Below are 23,594 nucleotides of genomic sequence, written 5' to 3' on the forward strand. Positions count from 1 at the left end.
ACCGCTGCAAAAGTCTTGTCCCCGGTGCGAGGATGACTCAAGGTCGTTGATGCTGCGGGGAGTGCGGCGGCGGGTGGCGTCCGCCTTGAAGCAGCACGTCCGAATCCTTTTCGCGTTGATCGTTCCCCTTCTTCTTAGCCCATTCGGCGCTCACCTCGCACCGACGCGTGTCCTCGTACTCGGCCTGCTCGTTCACGGGTCGACCGGGTCGCCCAGGGGCGTGCCCCTGGAGGCGCGCGCCGGGACGCGCGCGGCTCCAGGGCCTCCCGTCGAGGACTCGGCGGGCGCCGGGCAGGTTGCCGGGGACGGCGGCGCGGGCAGGCTTCCGGTCGCACGTCCTCCCCACCCAGCAGTCCTCCCGGTACTCCCCTGGCCCATCCCCGGCCCGCGGGAGCTGCCGCCGATCTCGGGCAGGAGTTTGACATGCACGGCGACACGCGGGACCAGTCCACACCGGTGGCCGACAGCCACGACGCAGCGGTCGCGGAATCCGCCGGACGGATGGATTCTGACACTCGGACGGATCCGGCGATGCCGGCACCGCGGGCCGCCGGGGCGGTCCGCACCGAGCCGGCCGAAGCGGCCCGACAACCCGGGGCCGAGGAGGGCCGGACCGCGGCACCGCGCAGGCGCACCACCACCACGCGCCGCGCCGCCGCCACCGCGAAGGCCCCCGCCGACGCCGCCGGGACCGCCGGGACCACCGCCGAGGGCGCCTCCGGCGCCGCGCCGCGCAAGGCCTCCGCCCGCAAGCCCGCCGCCCGCAAGACGACAGAGAGCGACACCGTGATCGGCCGCATCCCCGTCCTGGACGTCAGCCCCCTCGTCGACTCCGGCCGCCGCCCGGCCAAGGCCGTCGTCGGCGAGACCTTCCTGGTCACCGCGACCGTGTTCCGCGAGGGCCACGACGCCGTCAACGCCAACGTGGTGCTGCGCGACCCGCGCGGCCGCGGCGGCCCGTGGACGCCGATGCGCGAGCTGGCCGAGGGCACCGACCGCTGGGGCGCGCACGTCACCCCGACCGCGCCCGGCCGCTGGTCGTACCTGGTCGAGGCGTGGAGCGACCCGGTCGCCACCTGGCGCCGGACCGCCGCCGTGAAGCTGCCCGCCGGGATCGACACCGCGCTGGTCCTGGAGGACGGCGCCCGGCTGCTGGAGCAGGCCGCGGTCGGCGTGCCGAAGAAGGAGGGCCGCGCGCACGTGCTGGCGGCCGCCGACGCGCTGCGCGACCCCGGCCTGCCGCCGCTGTCCCGGCTGGCCGCCGCGCTCGCCCCCGAGGTGCTGGACCTGCTGGCCCGGTACCCGCTGCGCGAACTGCTCAGCGCCTCCCGCCCGCTGCCGCTCCAGGTGGACCGCGAGCGCGCGCTGTACGGCTCCTGGTACGAGTTCTTCCCCCGCTCGGAGGGCGCGGTGGTGGATCCGAGCGGCGTCGAGCCGCCGCGTTCGGGCACCCTGCGCACCGCCGCCGAGCGGCTGCCGGCCGTCGCCGCGATGGGCTTCGACGTGGTCTACCTGCCGCCGGTGCACCCGATCGGGCGAGCCTTCCGCAAGGGGCCGGACAACGCCCTGACGGCCGGTCCGCACGACGTCGGCTCGCCCTGGGCGATCGGCTCCCCCGAGGGCGGCCACGACGCCGTCCACCCCGACCTCGGCACGATCGAGGACTTCGACCACTTCGTCGCCGAGGCCGAGGCCCTGCGCCTGGAGGTGGCGCTGGACTTCGCCCTCCAGTGCTCCCCCGACCACCCGTGGGTGAACAAGCACCCGGAATGGTTCAGCCACCGCGCGGACGGCACCATCGCGTACGCCGAGAACCCTCCGAAGAAGTACCAGGACATCTATCCGATCAACTTCGACCAGGACATGGACGGAATCGTCAAGGAAACCATCCGGATCCTCCGGTTCTGGATGTCCCACGGCGTTCGGATCTTCCGGGTCGACAACCCGCACACCAAACCGGTGGCGTTCTGGGAGAAGGTGCTCGCCGACATCGCCCGCACCGACCCGGACGTCGTGTTCCTGGCGGAGGCCTTCACCCGGCCCGCGATGATGCACACCCTGGGGAAGATCGGTTTCCACCAGTCGTACACGTACTTCACCTGGCGCACCACCAAGCCGGAACTCACCGAGTACCTCACCGAACTCACCGGTGACGCCGCCGCCTACATGCGGCCCAACTTCTTCGCCAACACCCCGGACATCCTGCACGGCTACCTCCAGCACGGCGGCCGCGCCGCGTTCGCGATCCGCGCCGTGCTCGCCGCCACCCTCGCCCCCAGCTACGGCGTCTACGCCGGCTTCGAGCTGTACGAGGACGAGCCGGCCCACCCCGGCTCCGAGGAGTACCTGCACTCGGAGAAGTACGAGCTGCGCCCGCGCGACTGGACCCGCACCGACTCCCTCGCCCCGCTACTCACCGTGCTGAACCGGCTGCGCCGGCGCCACCCCGCCCTCCAGCAGCTGCGCAACCTGCGCTTCCACCCCACCGACAACGACCAGGTGCTCGCCTACTCCAAGACCGCGACCACCCCCGAGGGCCTCACCGACCAGGTCGTCACCGTGGTCAACCTCGACCCGCACCACGTCCAGGAGGCCACCGTCACCCTCGACGGCGACGGCCCGTACGCGGTGCACGACGAGCTCACCGGCGCCGTCTACACCTGGGGCCGGCACAACTACGTCCGGCTCGATCCCTCAGCCGAGCCGGCTCACCTCCTCACGGTTCGGAGGAACCCAGCGTGACTGTGAACGAGCCCGTCCCCGACACCTTCCCGGAGACCTCGAAGAAGAACCTGGACCCGGAGTGGTTCAAGCGTGCGGTCTTCTACGAGGTGCTGGTGCGGTCCTTCCAGGACAGCAACGGCGACGGGGTCGGGGACCTGAAGGGGCTCACCACCAAACTCGACTACCTGCAGTGGCTCGGGGTCGACTGCCTCTGGCTCCCGCCGTTCTTCGCCTCGCCGCTGCGCGACGGCGGGTACGACGTGGCCGACTACAAGTCGGTGCTGCCGGAGTTCGGCGACCTCGCCGACTTCATGGAGTTCGTCGACGCCGCGCACGCCCGCGGCATGCGCGTGATCATCGACTTCGTCATGAACCACACCAGCGACCAGCACCCGTGGTTCCAGGCCTCCCGGACGGACCCGGACGGCCCGTACGGCGACTTCTACATGTGGGCCGACGACGACAAGCAGTACCCGGACGCCCGGATCATCTTCGTCGACACCGAGACCTCCAACTGGACCTACGACCCGGTCCGCAAGCAGTACTTCTGGCACCGGTTCTTCTCCCACCAGCCGGACCTCAACTACGACAACCCCCGCGTCCAGCAGGAGATGATCGCCGGACTGCGGTTCTGGCTCGACCTCGGCATCGACGGCTTCCGGCTGGACGCGGTGCCGTACCTGTTCGCCCGCGAGGGCACCAACTGCGAGAACCTGCCGGAGACCCACGAGTTCCTCCAGCGGGTCCGCAAGGAGATCGACGCCGACTACCCCGACACCGTCCTGCTGGCCGAGGCCAACCAGTGGCCCGAGGACGTCGTCGACTACTTCGGCGACTTCACCGCGGGCGGCGACGAGTGCCACATGGCGTTCCACTTCCCGGTGATGCCCCGGATCTTCATGGCCGTGCGGCGGGAGTCCCGCTACCCGGTGTCGGAGATCCTCAGCAAGACCCCGCAGATCCCCGGCGGCTGCCAGTGGGGCATCTTCCTGCGCAACCACGACGAGCTGACCCTGGAGATGGTCACCGACGAGGAGCGCGACTACATGTACGCGGAGTACGCCAAGGACCCCCGGATGCGCGCCAACGTGGGCATCCGCCGCCGGCTCGCCCCGCTGCTGGAGAACGACCGCAACCAGATCGAGCTGTTCACCGCCCTGCTGTTCTCGCTGCCCGGCTCGCCGGTCCTCTACTACGGGGACGAGATCGGCATGGGCGACAACATCTGGCTGGGCGACCGGGACGGCGTGCGCACACCGATGCAGTGGACCCCGGACCGCAACGCGGGTTTCTCCTCCGCCGACCCGGGCAGGCTCAGTCTGCCGCCCATCATGGACCCGGTGTACGGCTACCAGGTGACCAACGTCGAGGCACAGCAGAGCAGTTCGAGTTCGCTGCTGCACTGGACGCGTCGCATGATCGAGATCCGCAAGCTCAATCCGGCGTTCGGCCTCGGTACGTACACCGAACTGCCCTCCAGCAACCCCGCCGTGCTGGCCTTCGTGCGCGAACACGAGGGGGACCTGGTCATGTGCGTGAACAACTTCTCGCGGTTCGCGCAGCCGACCGAGCTGGATCTGCGGCAGTACGGCGGACGGTACCCGGTCGAGCTGATCGGCGGGGTGCGCTTCCCCTCCATCGGCGAGTGGCCCTACCTGCTCACGCTGGCCGGCCACGGCTTCTACTGGTTCCAGCTCCGGCAGCCGCCGCGGCTGAGCGGGACCAGGCGCTCGAAGTAACGATCCGCCACACCCTGCCCCACAGCACCACCAGACCCTCCGGGGGCGCGAGTTGAACCCCTGCGCCCCCGGAGTTCTCTGCACCGCCGCGTACGGAGAACAGCCCAACGGCCACCCACACGAAGGCGTGACACCTGAGCCCCGCTCGCGTGCCGCCGCCGCCGCGCCGCCGAAATCCGGAAGACTGACGGACCCGGCCAGACCCGTCGGGCAGTCCGCCCGCTTCCGGGGAAAGGGAGTCATGTCCGAAACCTCCCGTTCTCAAGCCCATGTGCAGCAGGACGCCCCCGCCGACACCGCCGCGCCGGCGGGCGCGCGGAGCACCGGGGCCCGGAGAACCGCCCTGGGGGTCAGCGAACTCGTCCAGGCCGCGCTGCCGCTGATCGCCGAGTGGCTCCCCACCCAGCGGTGGTACGCCGGAAAGGGACGGCCCATCACCGGCCTCACCCCGATGGTCGGAACCCCGCTCCAGGTCGGCGACCCCGCCCTGCTGCACCTGCTGCTGCGGGTCGAGCACGCCACCACGGCCGGCGCCCCGCACGGCGACATCTACCAACTCCTGCTCGGCATCCGCTCGGAGGGGCCCGCGGACATCGAGCCCAGCGCCGTGCTCGGCCGGCTCAACCAGGGCCCGTACGACGGCGCGGCGCTCTACGACGCCGTCCACGACCCCGAACTCACCGGGCGGCTGCTGGAACACCTCGCCACCGGCGACCGGTTCGGCTCGCTGTCCTTCCGCCGGACCCCCGGCTCCGGGCTCCCCGCCAACCTCCCAGGCCGCGCCTCCACCGCCGAGCAGTCCAACAGCTCGGTCATCTACGGCACCTCGTACATCCTCAAGCTGTTCCGCCGCATCCACCCCGGCACTAACCCCGACCTCGAACTCTCCCTCGCCCTCTCCCGGGCCGGCTCCACCCGGATCCCCCGGGTCGCCGCCTGGTTCGAGAGCCGGCTGGAACGCGCCGAACCCGCCACCCTCGGGCTGCTCCAGCGCTACCTGCCGGACGCCGAGGACGGCTGGGAGCTCGCCCTCGACCAGGTCGGCCGGCTCAAGGGCGACCCCTCCCCCGGCAACTTCGCCATCGAGGCCCACCGGCTCGGCCGGGCCACCGCCGAAGTCCACCGGGTCCTGGCCCGCTCGATGCCGGTCGCCCGGCTCGACCGCGCCCAGACCAGCCGGCTCGCCACCACCATGGCCGACCGGCTGGACAGCGCCGTCGCCGCCGTCCCCGGCCTGCTGCGCTACCGGGCCGCACTGCGCACCGCCTTCCAGCAACTCGCCGACGCCCACCCCGACGGCCTGCCCGTCCAGCGCATCCACGGCGACCTGCACCTCGGACAGGCCATGCGCACCCCGCACGGCTGGGTGCTGCTGGACTTCGAGGGCGAACCCGCCAAGTCCGTCAACGAACGCCGCGAACCCCAGCCCGCGCTGCGCGACGTCGCCGCCATGCTCCGCTCCTTCGACTACGCGGCCGCCCACCTGCTCGCCGGCGGCCCGGTCGATCCGGAACTCGCCCACCTCGCCGCCGCCTGGGCCCAGCGCAACCGCACCGCCTTCTGCGCCGGCTACACCGCCGGCGGCGGCGCCGACCCGGCGGCCTCACCGGAGCTGATGCGGGCCCTGGAGATCGACAAGGCGGTGTACGAGGTCGTGTACGAGGCCCGGCACCGGCCGAGCTGGCTGCCGATCCCGCTCGCCGCGATCAACCGGCTCGCCCTCACCGTCTGACCGCTCCGGCCCGCCCGCACCCCCTGCCCTGCCCGCCCCCTGCCCCACCCGCACCCCCGGTTCCGCCGCCCTGGAGTTAGCCCACCCCCCGTCGCAGGAGGACCCAGCCGTGACGCCGCTCGACCCGCCCGGCCGCACCACCCGCCCCGTCCCGGCCACCTTCCTGGCCGGCCCGGACTCGCCCCGGCCCGAGCCCGTCCCGGCCGAGGAGTCCGTGCCGGCCGGCGAACCCGCCCCGACGGAGGAGTCCGTACCAGTCGCGGCGTCCGCACCGGTCACGGCCCCGCCCACGGCCTCGCTGCGCCTGCCCGAGGCGCCGCTGCCGCCGTCCGAGGTGGACCGGCTGGTCGGCGGGCAGCACCACGACCCGCACGCCCTGCTCGGCGCGCACCCGGTGCACGGCGGCACCGCGATCCGGGTGCTGCGCCCGTTCGCCGAGCGGGTGGTCGTCGAGACCACCCAGGGCCCGGCCGAACTCACCCATCAGCAGGGCGGGTTGTTCACGGGGCTGGTGGCCGGCGCCGACGCCGTGGACTACCGGCTGCTGGTGACCTACCCCGGCGGCGAGCCGCTGGCCCAGCACGACGGCTACCGCACCCCGCCCACCCTCGGCGAACTCGACCTGCACCTGATCTCCGAAGGCCGGCACGAGCAGCTATGGCAGGCCCTCGGCTCGCACGTGCGCACCGTCGACGGCGTCGCCGGCACCGCCTTCGCGGTCTGGGCGCCGAACGCCGTCGGCGTCCGGCTGATCGGCGACTTCAACCACTGGGACGGCACCGGGCACCCGATGCGCTCGCTCGGCTCGTCCGGCATCTGGGAGCTCTTCGTCCCGGGCCTCGCCGAGGGCGCCGCGTACAAGTACGAGATCCACACCCGGCAGGGCTGGGTGCTCGACAAGGCCGACCCGCTCGCCCGGGCCGCCCAGTGCCCGCCCGCCACCGCCTCGGTGGTCACCTCCTCCGACTACCGCTGGCAGGACGGCGACTGGATGGCCCGCCGGGCCCGCGCCGCACACCACCGGGCGCCGATGTCCGTCTACGAGCTGCACCTGGCCTCCTGGCGGCCCGACCTCACCAGCTACCGCGCCATCGCCGAGGAACTGCCGCGCTACCTCAAGGAGTTGAACTTCACCCACGTGGAGTTCATGCCGGTCATGGAGCACCCCTTCGGCGGCTCCTGGGGCTACCAGGTGTCCGGCTACTACGCCCCCACCGCCCGGCTCGGCAGCCCCGACGACTTCCGCCACCTGGTCGACACCCTGCACCGGCACGGCATCGGCGTGATCGTCGACTGGGTGCCCGCCCACTTCCCCAAGGACGCCTTCGCGCTCGCCCGCTTCGACGGCGAGCCGCTGTACGAGCCGGCCGACCCGCTGCGCGCCGAGCACCCCGACTGGGGAACCCTGGAGTTCGACTACGGCCGCACGGAGGTGCGCAACTTCCTCGTCGCCAACGCGGTCTACTGGTGCGAGGAGTTCCACATCGACGGCCTGCGGGTGGACGCCGTCGCCTCGATGCTCTACCTCGACTACTCCCGCGAGGGCGGCGCCTGGACGCCCAACCAGCACGGCGGCCGGGAGAACCCGGACGCGGCCGCGTTCCTCCAGGAGATGAACGCCACCGTCTACCGGCGCTGCCCCGGCGTGGTCACCATCGCCGAGGAGTCCACCGCCTGGGACGGCGTCACCCGCCCGACCGACGCCGGCGGCCTCGGCTTCGGGCTCAAGTGGAACATGGGCTGGATGCACGACTCGCTGGTCTACATGTCCAAGGAGCCGGTGCACCGCAAGTTCCACCACAACGAGATCACCTTCTCGATGGTGTACGCCTACTCGGAGAACTACGTCCTGCCGATCTCGCACGACGAGGTGGTGCACGGCAAGCAGGCGCTGGTCTCCAAGATGCCCGGCGACTGGTGGCAGCAGCGCGCCAACCACCGCGCCTACCTGGGCTTCATGTGGTCCCACCCGGGCAAGCAACTGCTCTTCATGGGACAGGAGTTCGCCCAGGGAGCTGAATGGGACCACGAGCAGGGCCCGCAGTGGTGGGTGCTCGACGAGCAGTGGCCCGCCCACCAGGACCACCGCGGCGTCCGCCGGCTGGTCCGCGACCTCAACCGGCACTACCTGGACACCCCCGCCCTCTGGGAGCGGGACACCACCCCGGACGGCTTCCGCTGGCTCGACGGCGGCGCCGCCGAGGACAACCTGCTCTCCTTCGTCCGGTACGGGGCCGACGGCTCGCCGCTGGTCGCGGTCTGCAACTTCTCCCCCGTCGTCCGGCACGGCCACCGGGTCGGTCTGCCCGACCTGGACGGCCGCGACCAGCTGTGGGAGGAACTGCTCAACACCGACGCCGAGGCCTACGGCGGCGGCGGCATCGGCAACTCCCACCCGGTCAAGGCCGAACCGACCCCCTGGCACGACCAGCCCCGCTCCGCCGAACTGGTCCTCCCCCCGCTCGCCACCCTCTGGCTCCGCCCGGCCCGCTGAGGGCCTGAGCACCAGAGTGTCTGAGCGCCTGCCCGGCCGGGCAGGCGCTCAGCTCGGCGCCGACACCGGGAAGCCGAGGTCCTCCGCGGCCCTGCCCAGCTCGCGGTCGTAGGTGATGAACTCGGTCAGCTCCGTGCGGAACGGGTCCGCGCTGGCCAGGTGCAACGCGTCCAGCGAGCCGAGGCGCGGAGTGCGGTAGGAGAGCGCCCGGGCGAGCACCGCGCTGCTGAGGTCGACCTGGTGGCTGCCCCGGAGCGCCTGGTCCACGTAGTAGGGGACCTGCTGGTGGGCCAGGCCCGCGCGGAGCAGGGTGCGGGTGATCTCCAGCCGGGCCAGCGCGCTGGTGATCAGCTCGGTCCCGGCGGGCAGCGCCTGCCGCCACGCCCGCACTGCGGCCGTCTCCGGCTCCGGCTTGATGAACTTCAGCAGCGCGCAGGAGTCGAGGTAGATCAACGGTTCCGCTCCCGTTCGCGGTCCTCCACCAGGAGGTCCGAGAGGCTGCCGATCTCCGGCAACAGGTCGAGGGCCAGCTCGGGCATGCCCTCCTCGGCGGGCGGGGTGACCTCGCCGGCCGCGACCATGCGTTCGAGGACCGTCGCCGGGGGTTCCTCCGGCACGAGTCTCAGCACGGGCCGCCCGCGGTCGGTGACGACGATCGTCGCGCCGGCCCGGACCCGCGCGACCGCCTTGGACGGGTTCTGGTTCAGCTCACGCAGTCCCATGGTCTCCATGCCCTCCAATGTAACTACGTCATGTAGGTACATCAAGGGCGGGCGGCGGCGCAAACCCCACGCCCAGGACGTTCAGCCCTTGCCCCGACTCGGCCGCTCTGCTCGCGGACGCCCGTTCGTGGTGCGAAGGTATGGTCGATATGGCCATATTCCGAGACGACGGGACGGAGACACCCACGTGGCGCGCAGCGTGTACGTGACCGGTATCGACCGGGGGGACGGCCGGCAGGCGGTCGAACTCGGGGTCATGGAACTGCTCACCCGCCAGGTGGACCGGGTCGGGGTGTTCCGGCCGCTGGTGCACGCGCACGCGGGGGCGTCTGCCGGCCACCGGGCCGGGTCCGAGCCGGGCTCGGACCACGTGGTGGAGCTGCTGCGCGGCCGGTACCGGATCGACCTGCCGAGTTCCGAGCTGTACGGGCTCAGCTACGAGGAGGCCGCCGCGCTGCAGGCCGCCCGGGGGCAGGACGAGCTGGTCTCCGCCCTGGTCGACCGCTTCCGCGCGCTGGAGCGGCGCTGCCAGGCGGTGCTGGTGCTCGGCACCGACTTCGCCGACACCAACATCCCGGACGAGCTGGCCTTCAACGCCCGGCTGGCCAACGAGTTCGGCGCCGCCGTGCTGCCGGTCGTCGGCGGGCACGCCGAGGACCCGGAGGCCGTCATCGCCGAGGTCCGCAACGCCCACCGGGCGTTCACCGACCTGGGCTGCGAGACCCTGGCGATGATCGCCAACCGGGTCGCCCCGGGCGCCAAGCAGCGGATCCAGCGCAAGCTCACCGAGAAGCTGCCGATCCCCGCCTACGTCATCCCGGAGGAGCCGGCGCTGGCCGCGCCGACCGTCGCCCAGCTGGTCGAGACGACCGGCGCCGAGGTCCTGCTCGGGGACGCCGCCGGCCTGGCCCGGGACGTCCGCGGCTTCGTCTTCGGCGGCGCCATGCTGCCCACCTTCCTGGACGCCCTGACCGAGGGCGCCCTGGTCGTCACCCCCGGGGACCGCGCCGACCTGGTGATCGGCTCGCTGGCCGCGCACGCCGCCGGCGCCCCGCCGATCGCCGGCGTGCTGCTGACGCTCGGCCAGCACCCCGGCCCGAACGTGATGGCGCTGGCCGCCCGACTCGCCCCCGGCACCCCGGTCGCGGTCGTCCCGGAGGGCAGCTGGCCGACCGCCGCGGCCCTCACCCACCTGGAGGGCAAGCTCACCGCGGCCAGTCCGCGGAAGGCCGAGATCGCCCTCGGGCTGTTCGAACTGCACGTCGACACGGCCGAGTTGACCAACCTGATCGAGGTCGGCCGGTCCGAGCGCGTCACCCCGATGATGTTCGAGCACGAGCTGCTGGAGCGGGCCCGGGCGAGCCGGCGGCACGTCGTCCTGCCGGAGGGCACCGAGGAACGGGTGCTGCGCGCGGCCGAGATCCTGCTGCGCCGCAACATCTGCGACCTCACCCTGCTCGGCGAGGCCGACGCGGTGCGCCGCAAGGCCGCGAGCCTCGGCATCGACCTCCCGCAGGAGCAGTCGGGCACCGACCGCGCCCAGGTCCGGATCGTCGACCCGACCACCAGCCCGCTGCGCCGCCAGTTCGCCGAGCTGTACGCCCGGCTGCGCGCCCACAAGGGGATGACCGTCGAGCTGGCGCTGGACGTGGTCACCGACGTCTCGTACTTCGGCACCCTGATGGTCCAGGAGGGCATCGCCGACGGCATGGTCTCCGGCGCGGTGCACTCCACCGCCGCGACCATCCGGCCCGCCTTCGAGGTGATCAAGACCTCGCCGGGCGCGGCCATCGTGTCGAGCGTCTTCTTCATGTGCCTGGCCGACAAGGTGCTGGTGTACGGCGACTGCGCGGTCAACCCCGACCCGGACGCCCAGCAGCTGGCCGACATCGCGATCCAGTCCGCCGCCACCGCCGCCCAGTTCGGGGTGGAGCCGCGGGTCGCGATGCTCTCGTACTCGACCGGCACCTCCGGGTCCGGCGCGGACGTCGACAAGGTCCGCAAGGCCACCGAGCTGGTCCGCGAGCTGCGGCCGGACATCCTGGTCGAGGGCCCGATCCAGTACGACGCGGCGGTGGACGCCCACGTCGCGGCCACCAAGCTGCCGGGCTCCGCGGTGGCGGGCCGGGCGACCGTGCTGATCTTCCCGGACCTCAACACCGGCAACAACACCTACAAGGCGGTCCAGCGCTCGGCGGGCGCGGTGGCGGTCGGCCCCGTCCTCCAGGGCCTGCGCAAGCCCGTCAACGACCTCTCGCGCGGCGCGCTGGTCCAGGACATCGTCAACACCGTCGCGATCACCGCCATCCAGGCCCAGGACGAGAAGGAGCCGAAGGCATGAGCGAAGGAACGCGCGTTCTCGTCCTGAACGCCGGCTCCTCGTCGGTGAAGTACCAGCTGATCGACATGCTGGACGGTGCCCGGCTGGCCTCCGGCCTGGTGGAGCGGATCGGCGAGCCCGGCGGGCGGCTGGTGCACACCCCGCACTCGGGCGGGCCGCGCGAGCTGCCGCAGCTCTTCCCGGACCACTCCGCCGCCCTGAAGGCCGTCGCCGAGGAGCTGGCCGCCGACGGCCTCGGGCTGGACTCCCCCGAGCTGGCCGCGATCGGCCACCGGGTGGTGCACGGCGGCAAGCGGTTCACCGAGCCGACCGTGGTCACCGACGACGTGCTCAAGGAGATCCGCCGGCTGATCCCGGTCGCGCCGCTGCACAACCCGGCCAACATCACCGGCATCGAGGTGGCCCGCGCGCTGCGCCCGGACCTCCCCCAGGTGGCCGTCTTCGACACCGCCTTCCACGCCTCGATGCCCGAGTTCTCGGCCCGGTACGCGATCGACAAGGCCGTGGCCGACGAGCACCGGGTGCGCCGCTACGGCTTCCACGGCACCTCGCACCAGTACGTCTCGCGGGCCACCGCCCGGCTGCTCGGCAAGGACCCGGCCGAGGTGAACGTGATCGTGCTGCACCTGGGCAACGGCGCCTCCGCCTCGGCGGTCGCCGGTGGTCGCTGCCTGGACACCTCGATGGGCCTGACCCCGCTGGAGGGCCTGGTCATGGGCACCCGCTCGGGCGACATCGACGCCGGTGTGGTGTTCCACCTGCACCGGGTGGGCGGGCTGTCGATCGACGAGATCGACGACCTGCTCAACCGCCGCAGCGGTCTGCGCGGCCTGTGCGGCGACAACGACATGCGCGAGATCATGCGCCGGGCCGGGGCCGGGGACGCCGACGCGAAGCTCGCCTTCGACGCGTACATCCACCGGCTGCGCAAGTACATCGGCGGCTACTACGCCGTGCTCGGCCGGGTGGACGCGATCGCGTTCACCGCGGGCGTCGGGGAGAACGCGGCGCCGGTGCGCGCGGCGGCCACCGCCGGGCTGGACGAACTGGGCATCGCGGTCGACCCCGAGCTGAACTCGGTGCGCTCCGGCGAGGCCCGGATCATCTCGCCCGCGTACGCCCGGGTGGCGGTCGCCGTGGTGCCCACCGACGAGGAACTGGAGATCGCCCGACAGGCCTTCGCCCTGGTCCACCGGCGGTCCGGGGACTGACCGGACGCCGTCTCGCCCCTCGGGATCCTTCGTTGGCGATTCCTCACGATTCGTGCCGAATGCACCTATAACACGAACGGATAGACTGATCCATATGCGCCGAGCGAAAATTGTCTGCACCCTGGGTCCGGCGACGGACTCCTACGAACAGCTGAAGGCCATCGTCGAGGCGGGCATGAACGTCGCCCGACTGAACATGAGCCACGGCAACCACGCGGACCACGAGGAGCGGTACCGCAAGGTCCGCCAGGTCTCGGAGGACACCGGCAAGGCCATCGGCGTCCTGGCCGACCTCCAGGGTCCCAAGATCCGTCTGGCGACCTTCGCCAACGGCCCGGTGACCGTCGACAACGGCGACGAGTTCACCATCACCACCGAGGACGTCCCCGGTGACCAGCACATCTGCGGCACCACCTACAAGGGCCTGCCCGGCGACGTCAAGCCCGGCGACCCGATCCTGATCAACGACGGCGTCATCGCCCTGGAGGTCGTCAGCGTCGACGGCCCGCGGGTGAAGACCGTGGTGATCGAGGGCGGCGTGCTCTCGAACAACAAGGGCATCAACCTGCCCGGCGCGGCCGTGAACGTGCCCGCCCTGTCCGAGAAGGACAAGGACGACCTGCGCTTCTCGCTGCGCCTGGGCGTCGACATGGTCGCCCTGTCCTTCGTCCGCAACGCGGACGACGTCAAGGACGTCCACGAGGTCATGGACGAGGTCGGCATCCGCGTGCCGGTCATCGCCAAGATCGAGAAGCCGCAGGCCGTCGAGGCCATGGAGGAGATCGTCCTCGCCTTCGACGCCATCATGGTCGCCCGCGGCGACCTGGCCGTCGAGTACCCGCTGGAGCGGGTGCCGCTGGTCCAGAAGCAGCTGATCACGCTGGCCCGCCGCAACGCCAAGCCCGTCATCGTCGCCACCCAGATGATGGAGTCGATGATCCACGCCTCGCGCCCCACCCGCGCCGAGGTCTCCGACGTCGCCAACGCCATCCTGGACGGCACCGACGCGGTCATGCTGTCCGCCGAGTCGAGCGTCGGCAAGTACCCGATCGAGACCGTCCGCACCATGAGCCGGATCGCCGAGAGGGCCGAGGAGGAGCTGCTTTCCCAGGGCCTCCAGCCGCTCAACCCGGGTCGCAAGCCGCGCACCCAGGGCGGCTCGATCGCCCGCGCCGCGTGCGAGCTGGGCGACTTCCTGAACGGCCAGGCGCTGGTCGCGTTCACCAAGTCCGGTGACACCGCCCGCCGCCTGTCCCGCTACCGTTCGCCGATCCCGGTGATCGCGTTCACCCCGGACGTCGCCACCCGCAACCAGCTCTCGCTGAGCTGGGGCGTCGAGGCGCACGTCACCGAGCAGGTCGGGTCCACCGACGCGATGGTCGCCCAGGTCGACCGCGAGCTGCTCAGCATGGGCCAGCTCGCCGAGGGCGCGACCGTCATCGTCACCGCCGGCTCGCCCCCCGGCATCCCCGGCAACACCAACATGGTCCAGGTGCACCACCTGGGCACCCGGGGCGAGTAACACCCCGTGGTTCCGACGCCCGTGGGGCGGTCCTCCGGTGGAGGGCCGCCCCACGGGCGTTCTCGCGACGTCGCCGCCGCCGTGGCGCGGCTACCGGTCGCCTACTTGTCGCTGTAGGGCGCGTCGTCGTTGAACAGGCGCATGCCGGGAATGGTCAGCGTGCCGCCGAACTGGCCGGCCTGCTTGGCGGTGACCCCGGTCAGCTCCAGGTCCAGCGGGATCGGGATCGAGCCGATCAGGTCGTACAGCCAGCGCGGCAGGGTGTCCGGGGTGAGGGTGATCTCGCCCAGGTCGATCGGGATCGGCAGGCCGAGCACCTTGGAGAGGTGGCCGGACAGTCGCTCCACGTACATCGTGACCGGGCCCTTGCGCATGGTCGAGGTCGAGCCGGGGGCGCCCTTCACGTGGAAGGTCTTGCCGTTGCCCTGCAACGTCGACATGTCGAGGTTGTCGATGTCGACGCTGTCCACCACGAACTTCAGCACCCGCTTGGTGCCGGTCGGGGTCCGCACGTCGTAGACGCCGTGGAAGGCCGCGCCGTGCAGCGCCAGCCGGCTGGTCGCCAGCGTCCAGTTCTGCTGCGGGACGACGTCCCCGGTGGCGGGCGCGCCGGCGGTCAGGCCGCTGGTGTCCACCGCGCAGTTGGGGTTCGCGCTCGGCGAGGACGCCGGGGTGTCGCCGGCGGCCCCGGACGGGGTGGCGGGGGCCGTACTCGGGCTCGCCTTGCCGCTCGGCTTCCCCGTCGTGCCGCCGGCCGGGCCACCGGCGGCGGAGGCCGTCGCGGCGGGCGAGGCCTGGTCGCCCGCCGGGGTCTGCTCGCCGCTGTCGGCGGCGGGCGGCGGGGTGCCGGGCCGCGCGTCGGCCGGGGCCCCGGTCGTCGGGGCCTGCGGCTGGGCCGGCGTCCCGGTGCGCGGGGCCGGGACGGCCGGCGCGGGGGCCTGGGTGGTGGCCGGCGCGGGGGTGCCGGTCGACTTGGCGCTCGGCGTCGGGCTCGGTGAACCACCCGGGTCCAGCAGGTGGTTGACGCCGCCCAGGACGTCGTCGATCAGCCCGGCCCGGTGGACCGTGTCCGAACCGCCGGGAGCGGCGGAGCGGGCGGCCGGCGGCGTGGTCGCCGGGGTGGTCGCCGGGGTGGTGGCCGCGCCGGTCGGGGCGCCGGTCGGCGTCGCGCCGGCGCTCGGCGTACCGGCCGGCGCGGAGGGCTGCTGGGTGGGCGCGGTGGTCGGCGTCTGGGTGGGGATCGCGCTCGGCCCCGTCGAGGGCGCCGTCGAGGGCACGGTGGGGGGCGCCGTGGACGGACCGGGCGGCGGCTCGGGCAGCTCGCTCTTGGGGACGGGCGTCTCCAGCGGTGCGACGTCCGGCACGGTGGCGGGCGCGGTCCCACAGGGCTTGCCCGCCGTCGACTCGGCGACGGCCGGGTTGGGGGTGTACGCGGCGGCCATCAGCAGCGCCGTCGGCACCGCGGCCATCGCCAACGCGCGGCCTCTCAGCCGGACCCGGACGGGCGTGCGCGGCGCCGCGTGTCGACCGGCGCGCTGCGGTTGGTCCTCCGACGCGCTCACCGCGCCTCCTTCGGGTCCACGGCGGCGGCCTGCTCGTTCGACGCGGCCTGTGCGGGCAGCTTCGCGGTGGGCGCTCCGGCCGCCGCGGGCTCGGTGGCGACGCTCTCGACGACGGCCGCGCTCTCGCCGACGGCGGCCTCGGAGGCCGGTGTCCCAAGTGCGGCGGCCTCAGGAGCAGGGGCCTCGGCGGCGACGCTCGCGGCGACGGCGGTCTTGGCCGCCTTCGGCTCCGGCAGTGGCGCCCAGGACGCCATCAGGCCGCCGCCGATCAGCCCCGGCAGCAGCGCCAGGCCGAACCCGGCCAGGTTGGAGACCGGGATCGAGACCAGCGTCAGCAGCGTGGTGGCGACTCCCGCGAAGACCCGCACGGTCGGCTGGAACCACGCGGTCAGCCCGAGCACGATCAGCAGCACGCCGATGATCAGCGATCCGGCGCCCGCCGTGGTGGCCATGGCCACCGTCATGCCGCCCAACGAGAGCTTGGCGTACGGGAAGTACATGATCGGGACGCCGGCGATCATGGCCAGCAGGCCGCCGTAGTACGGCCGCGTCCGACGGAAGGTACGGAACACCCGGCGCAGCCACTGGACGGGGTTCTCGTGCTCGGCGGGCCGGAATGAGGCAAGGGCGCTGGACACGGTGCAGCTCCTCGATGGTGTGAACGAGGGATGGACGAGACACGGGATCCGGCGACGGCGCACGCGCCACCACCGGTCCCACAGGTGCCGTCGGGGCGGCGGACCGGGCCCGGTCCGCCGCCCGTCAACGGCCTAGTAGCACTCGCCGGTGCCGTCGGTGTGCAGCGCGAGCTTCAGGCCGGGGAGCTTGAAGGTGCCGGCCGAGGTGGCCCAGGCGGTCTGCTGCACGTTGTACAGGTCGGCCTTGTCGGCGGCCTGGGCGAAGCCGGTCGCGCCGGACGGCAGGCCGCCGAGCTTGGACTTCCAGCCCTGGGTGGCCTCGCCCTTGAGGGTCGAGGCGTCCTGGCCGATGTTGATGTTGGTGAACTCGGCGTCCGCGTTCAGCTGGTCGAGGTCGATCAGCAGGTTCTTGGCGTAGACCTGCTTTTTGACGTCGTCGCTGTTGCCCGCCTCCAGGCGAAGGACGATCTTGGGCAGCTTCCACGGCAGGCCGGGGATGACGTTGGGGTCGGTCACCACCGACTGGCAGAGGCCCTTGATGGTGGCCTCGTCGAAGGCCGAGACCGCGACCGGGTGCGGAGTGCCGTTCACCTCGGCGTCGATCGAGCCGAACTGGGCGAAGTTCTTGCCGTGCAGCTCCGGCGTGGTGACCTTGAAGCTCTGGCCGGAGACGCTGAACGAAGCCGCCAGCGCGTTGTTGGCCATGGCGGCGCCGACCATCGCGGTGGCCGCGATGCTCGGCACCATCACCAGTGCGAAGCGCTTCCAGCGGGTCTTGCCGTAGGTCTGGGACATGCGAGTCCTCCTTCTAGGACGTACATCTCCGGCTCCCCGGCGGCGCGCCCGCGCCGGTGGGGGACTGGGATGGGAGAGAGCTACGTCCTCGGTAGCGGAGAGCGCCTTGGGCGTCGTCGGACGCGGGAGCGGCCGGCACACAGCGGCACTCCCGTCCCTCCACCGGCCGCCCTTGCGGGGCGGCGGGCAGGACCGACGACATCGGCGATCACCCCCGAGCGACAACCAGCGACCGCGCAGGGCCGCGCGGCCGGTCGAAGGACAGGAACCGCCGTGGGACCGCGGATACCCCCCTGCCCTCCCTACCGCCGACCGGGGCCGACGGATCACCCGGTGGGGATCCCGTGCTCCACGTGGCCGACCGGATCGGAGGGTGTGGAGTCAGGGACCGGGCGTCGCCGATCGTGCTCGAATCCCGGGCGAAGCACAAGAGGTTCCTTACTGACGGGTAATGCAACACCCGACAGCGTTGATCATGAAATCGACGCGACATGCACCGTGTGTGACGTCTTGAAGGAAACGTGACGAAGAAATCCGCCGGAAACACGAACGAAACACCCGTGGACAGTCACCAGGTGTGACTGTCCACGGGTGTTGTCAAGATTTGGTAAACCTCTGTCCGGTTGACCGGATTGTCGCCAAATCACCCGGCGACACCGCAGGTCATCCGCCGTGCCAGGACCCGCCCGGGACCGACCGGGCCCGAACCGGAGGCGGCGTCAGAACAGCACGCGCGCCAGCGCGGTGCGGGCCGCGGTGACCCGCGGGTCGTCCGGGCCGATCACCTCGAACAGCTCCAGCAGGCGCAGCCGGGCGGCGTCCCGGTCCTCACCGGCGGTCCGGCCGACGGTGTCCACCAGCCGGCCGAAGGCGTCCTCGACGTGACCGCCCACCAGGTCCAGGTCGGCCGCCCGCAGCTGGGCCTCGACGTCCTTCGGGTCGGCCGCGGCCGCGGCGCGGACGGCCTGCGGGTCCACGCTCTCGATCCGCTGCAGCAGTTCGGCCTGGGCGAGGCCCAGCCTGGCCTCGGTGTTGCCCGGCTGGTCGGCCAGCACGTTCCGGTAGGCCTGGACGGCGCCGCCCAGGTCGCCGCTGTCCAGCGCGTCGTGCGCGGCGGCCAGGGCCGGGTCCTCCGGCCGCTGCGGGGCGGCGTCCGACGCCTCGCCCGGGGCCCCGGCGCCGCCGACCACGCCGAAGCGCTGCTCGGCGACCAGGATCAGCTGGTCCAGCACCTTGCGGACGTTGGCCGCGCTCTCGGCGCCCTGGAACAGCGGTACCAACTGGCCGGCCACCACGGCCATCACGGCCGGGATGCCCTGGATGCCGAACTGCTGGGAGATCAGCGGGTTGGCGTCCACGTCGATCTTGGCGAGCACGAACCGGCCGGCGTACTCCTCGGCCAGGCCCTCCAGGATCGGGCTGAGCTGCTTGCAGGGGCCGCACCACTCGGCCCAGAAGTCGATGACGACCGGCACTTCGGTGGAGCGCTGGACGACCTCGGCCTCGAAGGTGTCCTCGGTGACGTCGATGACGAGCGCGTAGGCGGACTGCGCGGGGGCGACCCCGGCCGCTTCGTCGGCGGCCGCCTGGCGGGCCCGCTCGACCCGGGCCTGCTCGGCCTTCTGGGCAGCCTCGCCGGCTGCCTTCACTGCGGCGAGGTCGACCGCACCGCGCAGGGCGGAGCTGTTGAGACGCGAATTCCGTGGCTGCATGGCACCATCCTCCCCCGTCCGCGCCGCCTGCGGGCAACCAACCTCGGGAAAGTCGCCCCGCACGGGCCGCGCGGCGCGGATTCCCGGGCGCGGTGGCCCTCCCCCGGTAGCCTGAACCGTTCGGCGCGGATCCCCACCCGCGCCCGCGCCGCCCCGTCCCACGGGTGCGGCGCCTGGTTGTCACTGCTTTCGCTACGAGTCGTAGCGTAACTGGAGCCGGGGTCCCGGCCGCAAGCCCCATCGGCGGTTCCGCGACGTGACCTGCCCCACTTTCCGGGGCGGCCCGGCTGCCCGAACGGGCGAACAGCCGCTACCGTTACCAGCCCCACCCATGTTACTCACCAGTAGAGCGCAAGGAGGCCCGGTTGCCGGCCCCCCAGCCCCCCGCGAACCCGGACGTCACGGGCCCGGAGACCGCGGACGGCCCCGCCCCCTCGGCGGGTGCCACGACCAGGGCCAAGGGGCGCCCGCGCAGTGCCGCCGCCGACCGCGCCATCCTCGACGCCACCCGCGAGGCCCTCGCCGAACTCGGCTGGGGCGGGCTGACCATGGGCCACGTCGCGACCCGCGCCAAGGTCGCCAAGACCACCCTCTACCGCCGCTGGCCGTCCAAGAACGAACTCGTGGTGGACGCCGTCGCCAGCCTCTTCGACGACCTGGTGATGCCCGACCTCGGCAGCCTGCGGGCCGACATCGAGGCGGTGGTCGCCCAGTTCGCCGACCTGCTGGCCCGCCCCGAGACCCAGGCCGCGCTGCTCGCGCTGTTCGCCGAGGGCACCCGTGACCCGCACCTGCACCGCCGCATCCGGGAGGCCATCGTCGACCCGCAGAAGCGCCTGGTCCGGCAGGGCCGGGCGGCCGCCCAGGCGCGCGGCGAACTCGCCCCGGACGCCGACCCGCGGACGGCCGACGAGGAGATCGACATCATCTTCGACACCATCGCCGGGACGGTCGAGCACCGCGTCCTGGTCAGCGGCGAGCCGATCACCGCCGACTGGACCCGCCGCTTCACCAACCTGCTGCTCGGCCCCTTCCCCAGCCTGCTGGCCGACTAGGCCCTGTCCGGCCGAACGCACGGCGAAGCCGCCCCGCACGGAGAAGCTCCGTAGGGGGCGGCCCACCGGCACGTCCTAGAAGGACGCGTTCTCCCGGTACGTCCCCCACTCCTCGCGCAGCGCGTTGCAGATCTCGCCCAGGGTCGCCTCGGCGCGCACCGCGTCCAGCATCGGCGGGATCATCGACTCGCCCGAGCGCGCGGCCGCCAGCATGGCGTCCAGCCCGGCCCGCACCGCCGCCTCGTCCCGGGCCTCCTTGCGCTCGCGCAGCACCCGCACCTGCTCGCGTTCGACCTCGTGGCTGACCCGCAGGATCTCCAGTTCGGGGGTGACGCTGCGCGGGTGGCAGTTGACGCCGACCACGCGCTTGTCCCCCTTCTCCACCGACTGCTGGTACTGGAAGGCCGCCTCGGCGATCTCGCCGGTGAACCAGCCCTCCTCGATCCCGCGCAGGATGCCGGAGGTGATCGGGCCGATCCCGTGGTCCTCGCGGCCCTTGTCGAGACGGCTCTTGTTCAAGATCTGCTGGAAGATCGCCTCGGCCTGCTGCTCGATCCGGTCGGTGAGCGCCTCGACGTACCAGGAACCGCCCAGCGGGTCGGCCACGTTGGCGACGCCGGTCTCCTCCATCAGCACCTGCTGGGTGCGCAGGGCGATCTCGGCGGCCTGCTCGGACGGCAGCGCCAGGGTCTCGTCCAGGGCGTTGGTGTGCAGCGAGTTGGTGCCGCCGAGCACCGCGGACAGCGCCTCCACGGCGGTGCGGACCACGTTGTTGTACGGCTGCTGCGCGGTCAGCGAGACGCCAGCGGTCTGGGTGTGGAAGCGCAGCCACTGCGCCTTGTCGGTCTTGGCGCCGAAGCGGTCGCGCATCCAGCGGGCCCAGATCCGGCGCGCGGCGCGGAACTTGGCGATCTCCTCGAAGAAGTCCAGGTGCGCGTCGAAGAAGAAGGACAGGCCGGGCGCGAAGACGTCCACGTCCAGGCCCCGGGACAGGCCCAGCTCGACGTAGGCGAAGCCGTCGGCGAGGGTGTACGCGAGCTCCTGCGCGGCCGTCGCCCCGGCCTCGCGGATGTGGTAGCCGGAGACGGACAGCGGCTTGTACGCGGGAATGCCCTGGGCGCAGTACGCCATCAGGTCGCCGATCAGCCGCAGGTGCGGCTCGGGGGCGAAGAGCCACTCCTTCTGGGCGATGTACTCCTTGAAGATGTCCGTCTGCAGGGTGCCGTTGAGCACCGCCGGGTCGACGCCCTGGCGCTCGGCGGCGACCAGGTACATGCAGAAGATCGGGACGGCCGGGCCGCTGATCGTCATCGAGGTGGTGACCTCGCCGAGCGGGATGCCGTTGAACAGCACCTCCATGTCGGCGGCCGAGTCGATGGCGACGCCGCAGTGGCCCACCTCACCGAGCGACTTGGCGTCGTCGGAGTCGTAGCCCATCAGGGTGGGCATGTCGAAGGCGACCGAGAGGCCCCCGCCGCCCGCCTCCAGGATCATCCGGTAGCGCTCGTTGGTCTGCTGCGCGTTGCCGAAGCCGGCGAACTGGCGGATGGTCCAGGTGCGGCCCCGGTAGCCGGTGGGGTGCAGCCCGCGGGTGAAGGGGTACTCGCCCGGCCAGCCGATCCGCTCGAAGCCCTCGACGGCCTGCCCGGGGGCGGGACCGTACGCCGGCTCGACCTCGTCGCCGGACAGGGTGGTGAAGTCCGCGTCCCGCTTGCGGGCGCTGTCGTACCGCTGCTGCCAGCGCTGCCGTCCGCGCTCGATCTCCTCGGCGTCCATGACCCCGAACTCCGCTCCGTACGGCCGCCACGGCACCGGGGCGGCACAGCTATTAGGACGTCCTACTAATTTACTCGGACGTCCTAGCAGCTGTCGATGGATGCCCGGGTCGAAACGCCGCGGGCCGCCCTCCCGGGGCCCGGAAACACGCGAGTGCCCCTTCCCCCGCGGGGGAAGGGGCACTCGCCGGGGCGTCGGATCAGACGCCGGCGGGCTGGCGGGCGTCCGTGCCGGTCGAGAGCCGCTCGGCGGCCTCGCGGACCACCTTGCGCTCGAAGACGAAGGACGCGAACGGGATGCAGCCGGCGGCCAGGGTCAGGATCATCCGGCCGAGCGGCCACTTCAGCTTCTGCCCGAGCAGGAAGGTCACCACGAAGTACCCGATGTACAGGTAGCCGTGCAGCATCGCGACGTACGTGGTCAGGTCCTCGGCCGCGTCGAAGCCGTACTTCGCGACCATGAAGCCGCAGAACACCAGCAGGGCCACACCGGTCGCAATGGCCAGGGCCCGGTACCAGCCCAGCAGGGGGGTCGCCTTCATACTCTTCATCGCCTCGTTCGGCAGGGATCGACCGGTACGCCCGGATCCGCGCACCGCTCCCACGAGGGTAACCGTCCTCACGGCCGCTCCCGCGCAGCCCCCTCGCCGCGGTCGTCGGTGAAGTCGCCGGCGGCGATCCGCAGCGGCCTGAGCAGTTCGAACACCTGCCGACACTGCTCGGTGTCGTACTCCTCCAGCCCGAACTCCATCGCCATGAGTTCCCGGGTGGCCTCCTCGACCGTCTCGCGGCCGCGGCCGGTGATCGTGGCGAGCACGCCGCGGCCGTCCAGCGGGTTGGGGCGGCGGGCGACCAGGCCGGCCCGCTCCAGCCGGTCGACGGTGTTGGTGACGCTGGTCGGGTGGACCATGAGCCGCTCGCCGATCTTGGACAGCGAGAGCTCGCCGGTCCGGCTGAAGGTCAGCAGCACCAGCGCCTCGTACCGGGCGAAGGTCAGCCCGTACGGCTTGAGCACCGCGTCGACCCGGGAGAGCAGGATCTGGTGGGCTCGCATGATCGAGGTGATCGCCGCCATCGAGGGGACCCCGCCCCAGCGGCGGGTCCAGAGCTCGTCGGCGCGGGCGATCGGGTCGAAGTCGAGGGCTAGGGGCTTGGGCACCTCCTTACCGTACCGGCGGAGGGGGCGGGCGCTACCAGCCGTCCTGATGGTGGACAAGCGCGACGCGTGGCGGGAACCCGCCAAAAGGGCGGCCAGGTCCATACCAGGACATTGCGCCGGTGTGAATGCGGGGCAACGGGACCGGGGCGCGGCGGAGTTGACGGCCGATCGGTCCGCAGCCGCACTATCAGGCCTCGGTTCGGATGGTAACCCGCTGAAAGGCCGGGTGATTCACACCTTTTGTCCGCCCGTTCACAATCCCTCCGGCTGGCGGGACTTGGCCAATTCATGAGCAAGACCTGTCATTTGATTTGCTCGATTGTCATGCTTTCCGCCAACCCCGTCCGGTAGCCACCACCCCCACCCACCGGTGGCCCGCCGCTCGACCGCACGGGGTCCGCACGTCAGCGCCC

General features: G+C 72.2%; 17 protein-coding genes. 8 read left to right on the forward strand and 9 right to left on the reverse strand.

Annotated elements, in window-relative coordinates; genetic code table 11:
• Positions 1–786: 786 nt before the first annotated feature.
• The 4 genes from AC07AL_RS09215 to glgB all read left to right on the forward strand — a co-directional run bounded on the left by AC07AL_RS09215 (position 787) and on the right by glgB (position 8,689).
• On the forward strand, positions 787–2,742 hold the full coding sequence (locus tag AC07AL_RS09215) for an alpha-1,4-glucan--maltose-1-phosphate maltosyltransferase (RefSeq protein ID WP_363582158.1): 1,956 nt from the start codon (positions 787–789) through the stop codon (positions 2,740–2,742).
• The gene (gene treS, locus AC07AL_RS09220) at positions 2,739–4,463 is read left to right on the forward strand and encodes a maltose alpha-D-glucosyltransferase (RefSeq protein WP_063347760.1); all 1,725 of its coding nucleotides are present in this window, start codon (positions 2,739–2,741) and stop codon (positions 4,461–4,463) included. Before AC07AL_RS09215 ends, treS begins: the two co-directional genes overlap by 4 nt.
• Positions 4,464–4,704: 241 nt before the next feature.
• Entirely contained in the window at positions 4,705–6,195 is a 1,491-nt protein-coding gene (locus AC07AL_RS09225) for a maltokinase N-terminal cap-like domain-containing protein (RefSeq protein ID WP_363582060.1), read from the forward strand.
• A gap of 109 nt (positions 6,196–6,304) precedes the next feature.
• Complete coding sequence (glgB, locus tag AC07AL_RS09230) at positions 6,305–8,689, forward strand: 1,4-alpha-glucan branching enzyme (protein ID WP_478317269.1); 2,385 nt, start codon at positions 6,305–6,307, stop codon at positions 8,687–8,689.
• Between the two features lie 48 nt (positions 8,690–8,737).
• Here the strand turns inward: glgB and AC07AL_RS09235 are convergent, their stop codons facing one another.
• Positions 8,738–9,142, reverse strand: coding sequence for a type II toxin-antitoxin system VapC family toxin (locus AC07AL_RS09235; protein WP_363628719.1), 405 nt, complete (start codon positions 9,140–9,142; stop codon positions 8,738–8,740).
• The gene (locus AC07AL_RS09240) at positions 9,139–9,420 is read right to left on the reverse strand and encodes a type II toxin-antitoxin system Phd/YefM family antitoxin (protein ID WP_363582054.1); all 282 of its coding nucleotides are present in this window, start codon (positions 9,418–9,420) and stop codon (positions 9,139–9,141) included. The genes AC07AL_RS09235 and AC07AL_RS09240 overlap by 4 nt, the downstream gene beginning before the upstream one ends.
• Positions 9,421–9,598: 178 nt before the next feature.
• Between AC07AL_RS09240 and pta the strand changes: the two genes are divergently transcribed.
• The 3 genes from pta (at position 9,599) to pyk (ending at position 14,485) form a co-directional block, all read left to right on the forward strand.
• Positions 9,599–11,752 carry a phosphate acetyltransferase gene (gene pta / locus AC07AL_RS09245; protein WP_363582052.1) on the forward strand — a complete coding sequence of 718 codons (2,154 nt, stop codon included), beginning with the start codon at positions 9,599–9,601 and terminating at the stop codon, positions 11,750–11,752.
• Positions 11,749–12,963, forward strand: a complete 1,215-nt coding sequence (locus AC07AL_RS09250) for an acetate kinase (protein WP_363582050.1) — start codon at positions 11,749–11,751, stop codon at positions 12,961–12,963. Before pta ends, AC07AL_RS09250 begins: the two co-directional genes overlap by 4 nt.
• Before the next feature lie 94 nt (positions 12,964–13,057).
• Complete coding sequence (gene pyk, locus AC07AL_RS09255; protein WP_063347766.1) at positions 13,058–14,485, forward strand: pyruvate kinase; 1,428 nt, start codon at positions 13,058–13,060, stop codon at positions 14,483–14,485.
• Positions 14,486–14,586: 101 nt separating this feature from the next.
• Here the strand turns inward: pyk and AC07AL_RS09260 are convergent, their stop codons facing one another.
• From AC07AL_RS09260 to AC07AL_RS09275, 4 genes are all read right to left on the reverse strand, one after another.
• Positions 14,587–16,047 (reverse strand): DNA polymerase III subunit gamma/tau domain-containing protein, encoded by a 1,461-nt coding sequence (locus AC07AL_RS09260; RefSeq protein WP_478317270.1) that lies wholly within the window; start codon positions 16,045–16,047, stop codon positions 14,587–14,589.
• Positions 16,044–16,685 (reverse strand): DUF6114 domain-containing protein, encoded by a 642-nt coding sequence (locus tag AC07AL_RS09265; protein WP_363582046.1) that lies wholly within the window; start codon positions 16,683–16,685, stop codon positions 16,044–16,046. The genes AC07AL_RS09260 and AC07AL_RS09265 overlap by 4 nt, the downstream gene beginning before the upstream one ends.
• Before the next feature lie 132 nt (positions 16,686–16,817).
• A complete protein-coding gene (locus AC07AL_RS09270; protein ID WP_063347768.1) occupies positions 16,818–17,480 on the reverse strand; it encodes a DUF6230 family protein in 663 nt (220 codons plus the stop codon).
• A gap of 719 nt (positions 17,481–18,199) precedes the next feature.
• Positions 18,200–19,192 carry a tetratricopeptide repeat protein gene (locus tag AC07AL_RS09275; RefSeq protein WP_363582044.1) on the reverse strand — a complete coding sequence of 331 codons (993 nt, stop codon included), beginning with the start codon at positions 19,190–19,192 and terminating at the stop codon, positions 18,200–18,202.
• Between the two features lie 494 nt (positions 19,193–19,686).
• Between AC07AL_RS09275 and AC07AL_RS09280 the strand changes: the two genes are divergently transcribed.
• Complete coding sequence (locus AC07AL_RS09280) at positions 19,687–20,247, forward strand: TetR/AcrR family transcriptional regulator (RefSeq protein WP_400806488.1); 561 nt, start codon at positions 19,687–19,689, stop codon at positions 20,245–20,247.
• Positions 20,248–20,322: 75 nt separating this feature from the next.
• On the opposite strand, the gene AC07AL_RS09285 is transcribed toward AC07AL_RS09280, so the two are convergent.
• The 3 genes from AC07AL_RS09285 to AC07AL_RS09295 all read right to left on the reverse strand — a co-directional run bounded on the left by AC07AL_RS09285 (position 20,323) and on the right by AC07AL_RS09295 (position 23,181).
• Positions 20,323–22,023, reverse strand: coding sequence for a coenzyme B12-dependent isobutyryl-CoA mutase large subunit (locus AC07AL_RS09285; RefSeq protein ID WP_363582040.1), 1,701 nt, complete (start codon positions 22,021–22,023; stop codon positions 20,323–20,325).
• Between the two features lie 199 nt (positions 22,024–22,222).
• Positions 22,223–22,564 (reverse strand): DUF3817 domain-containing protein, encoded by a 342-nt coding sequence (locus tag AC07AL_RS09290; protein ID WP_363582038.1) that lies wholly within the window; start codon positions 22,562–22,564, stop codon positions 22,223–22,225.
• A 77-nt stretch (positions 22,565–22,641) separates the two neighbouring features.
• Entirely contained in the window at positions 22,642–23,181 is a 540-nt protein-coding gene (locus AC07AL_RS09295) for a MarR family winged helix-turn-helix transcriptional regulator (RefSeq protein ID WP_363582036.1), read from the reverse strand.
• Positions 23,182–23,594 lie beyond the last annotated feature (413 nt).

The organism is Kitasatospora sp. NPDC043949 (assembly GCF_056435365.1).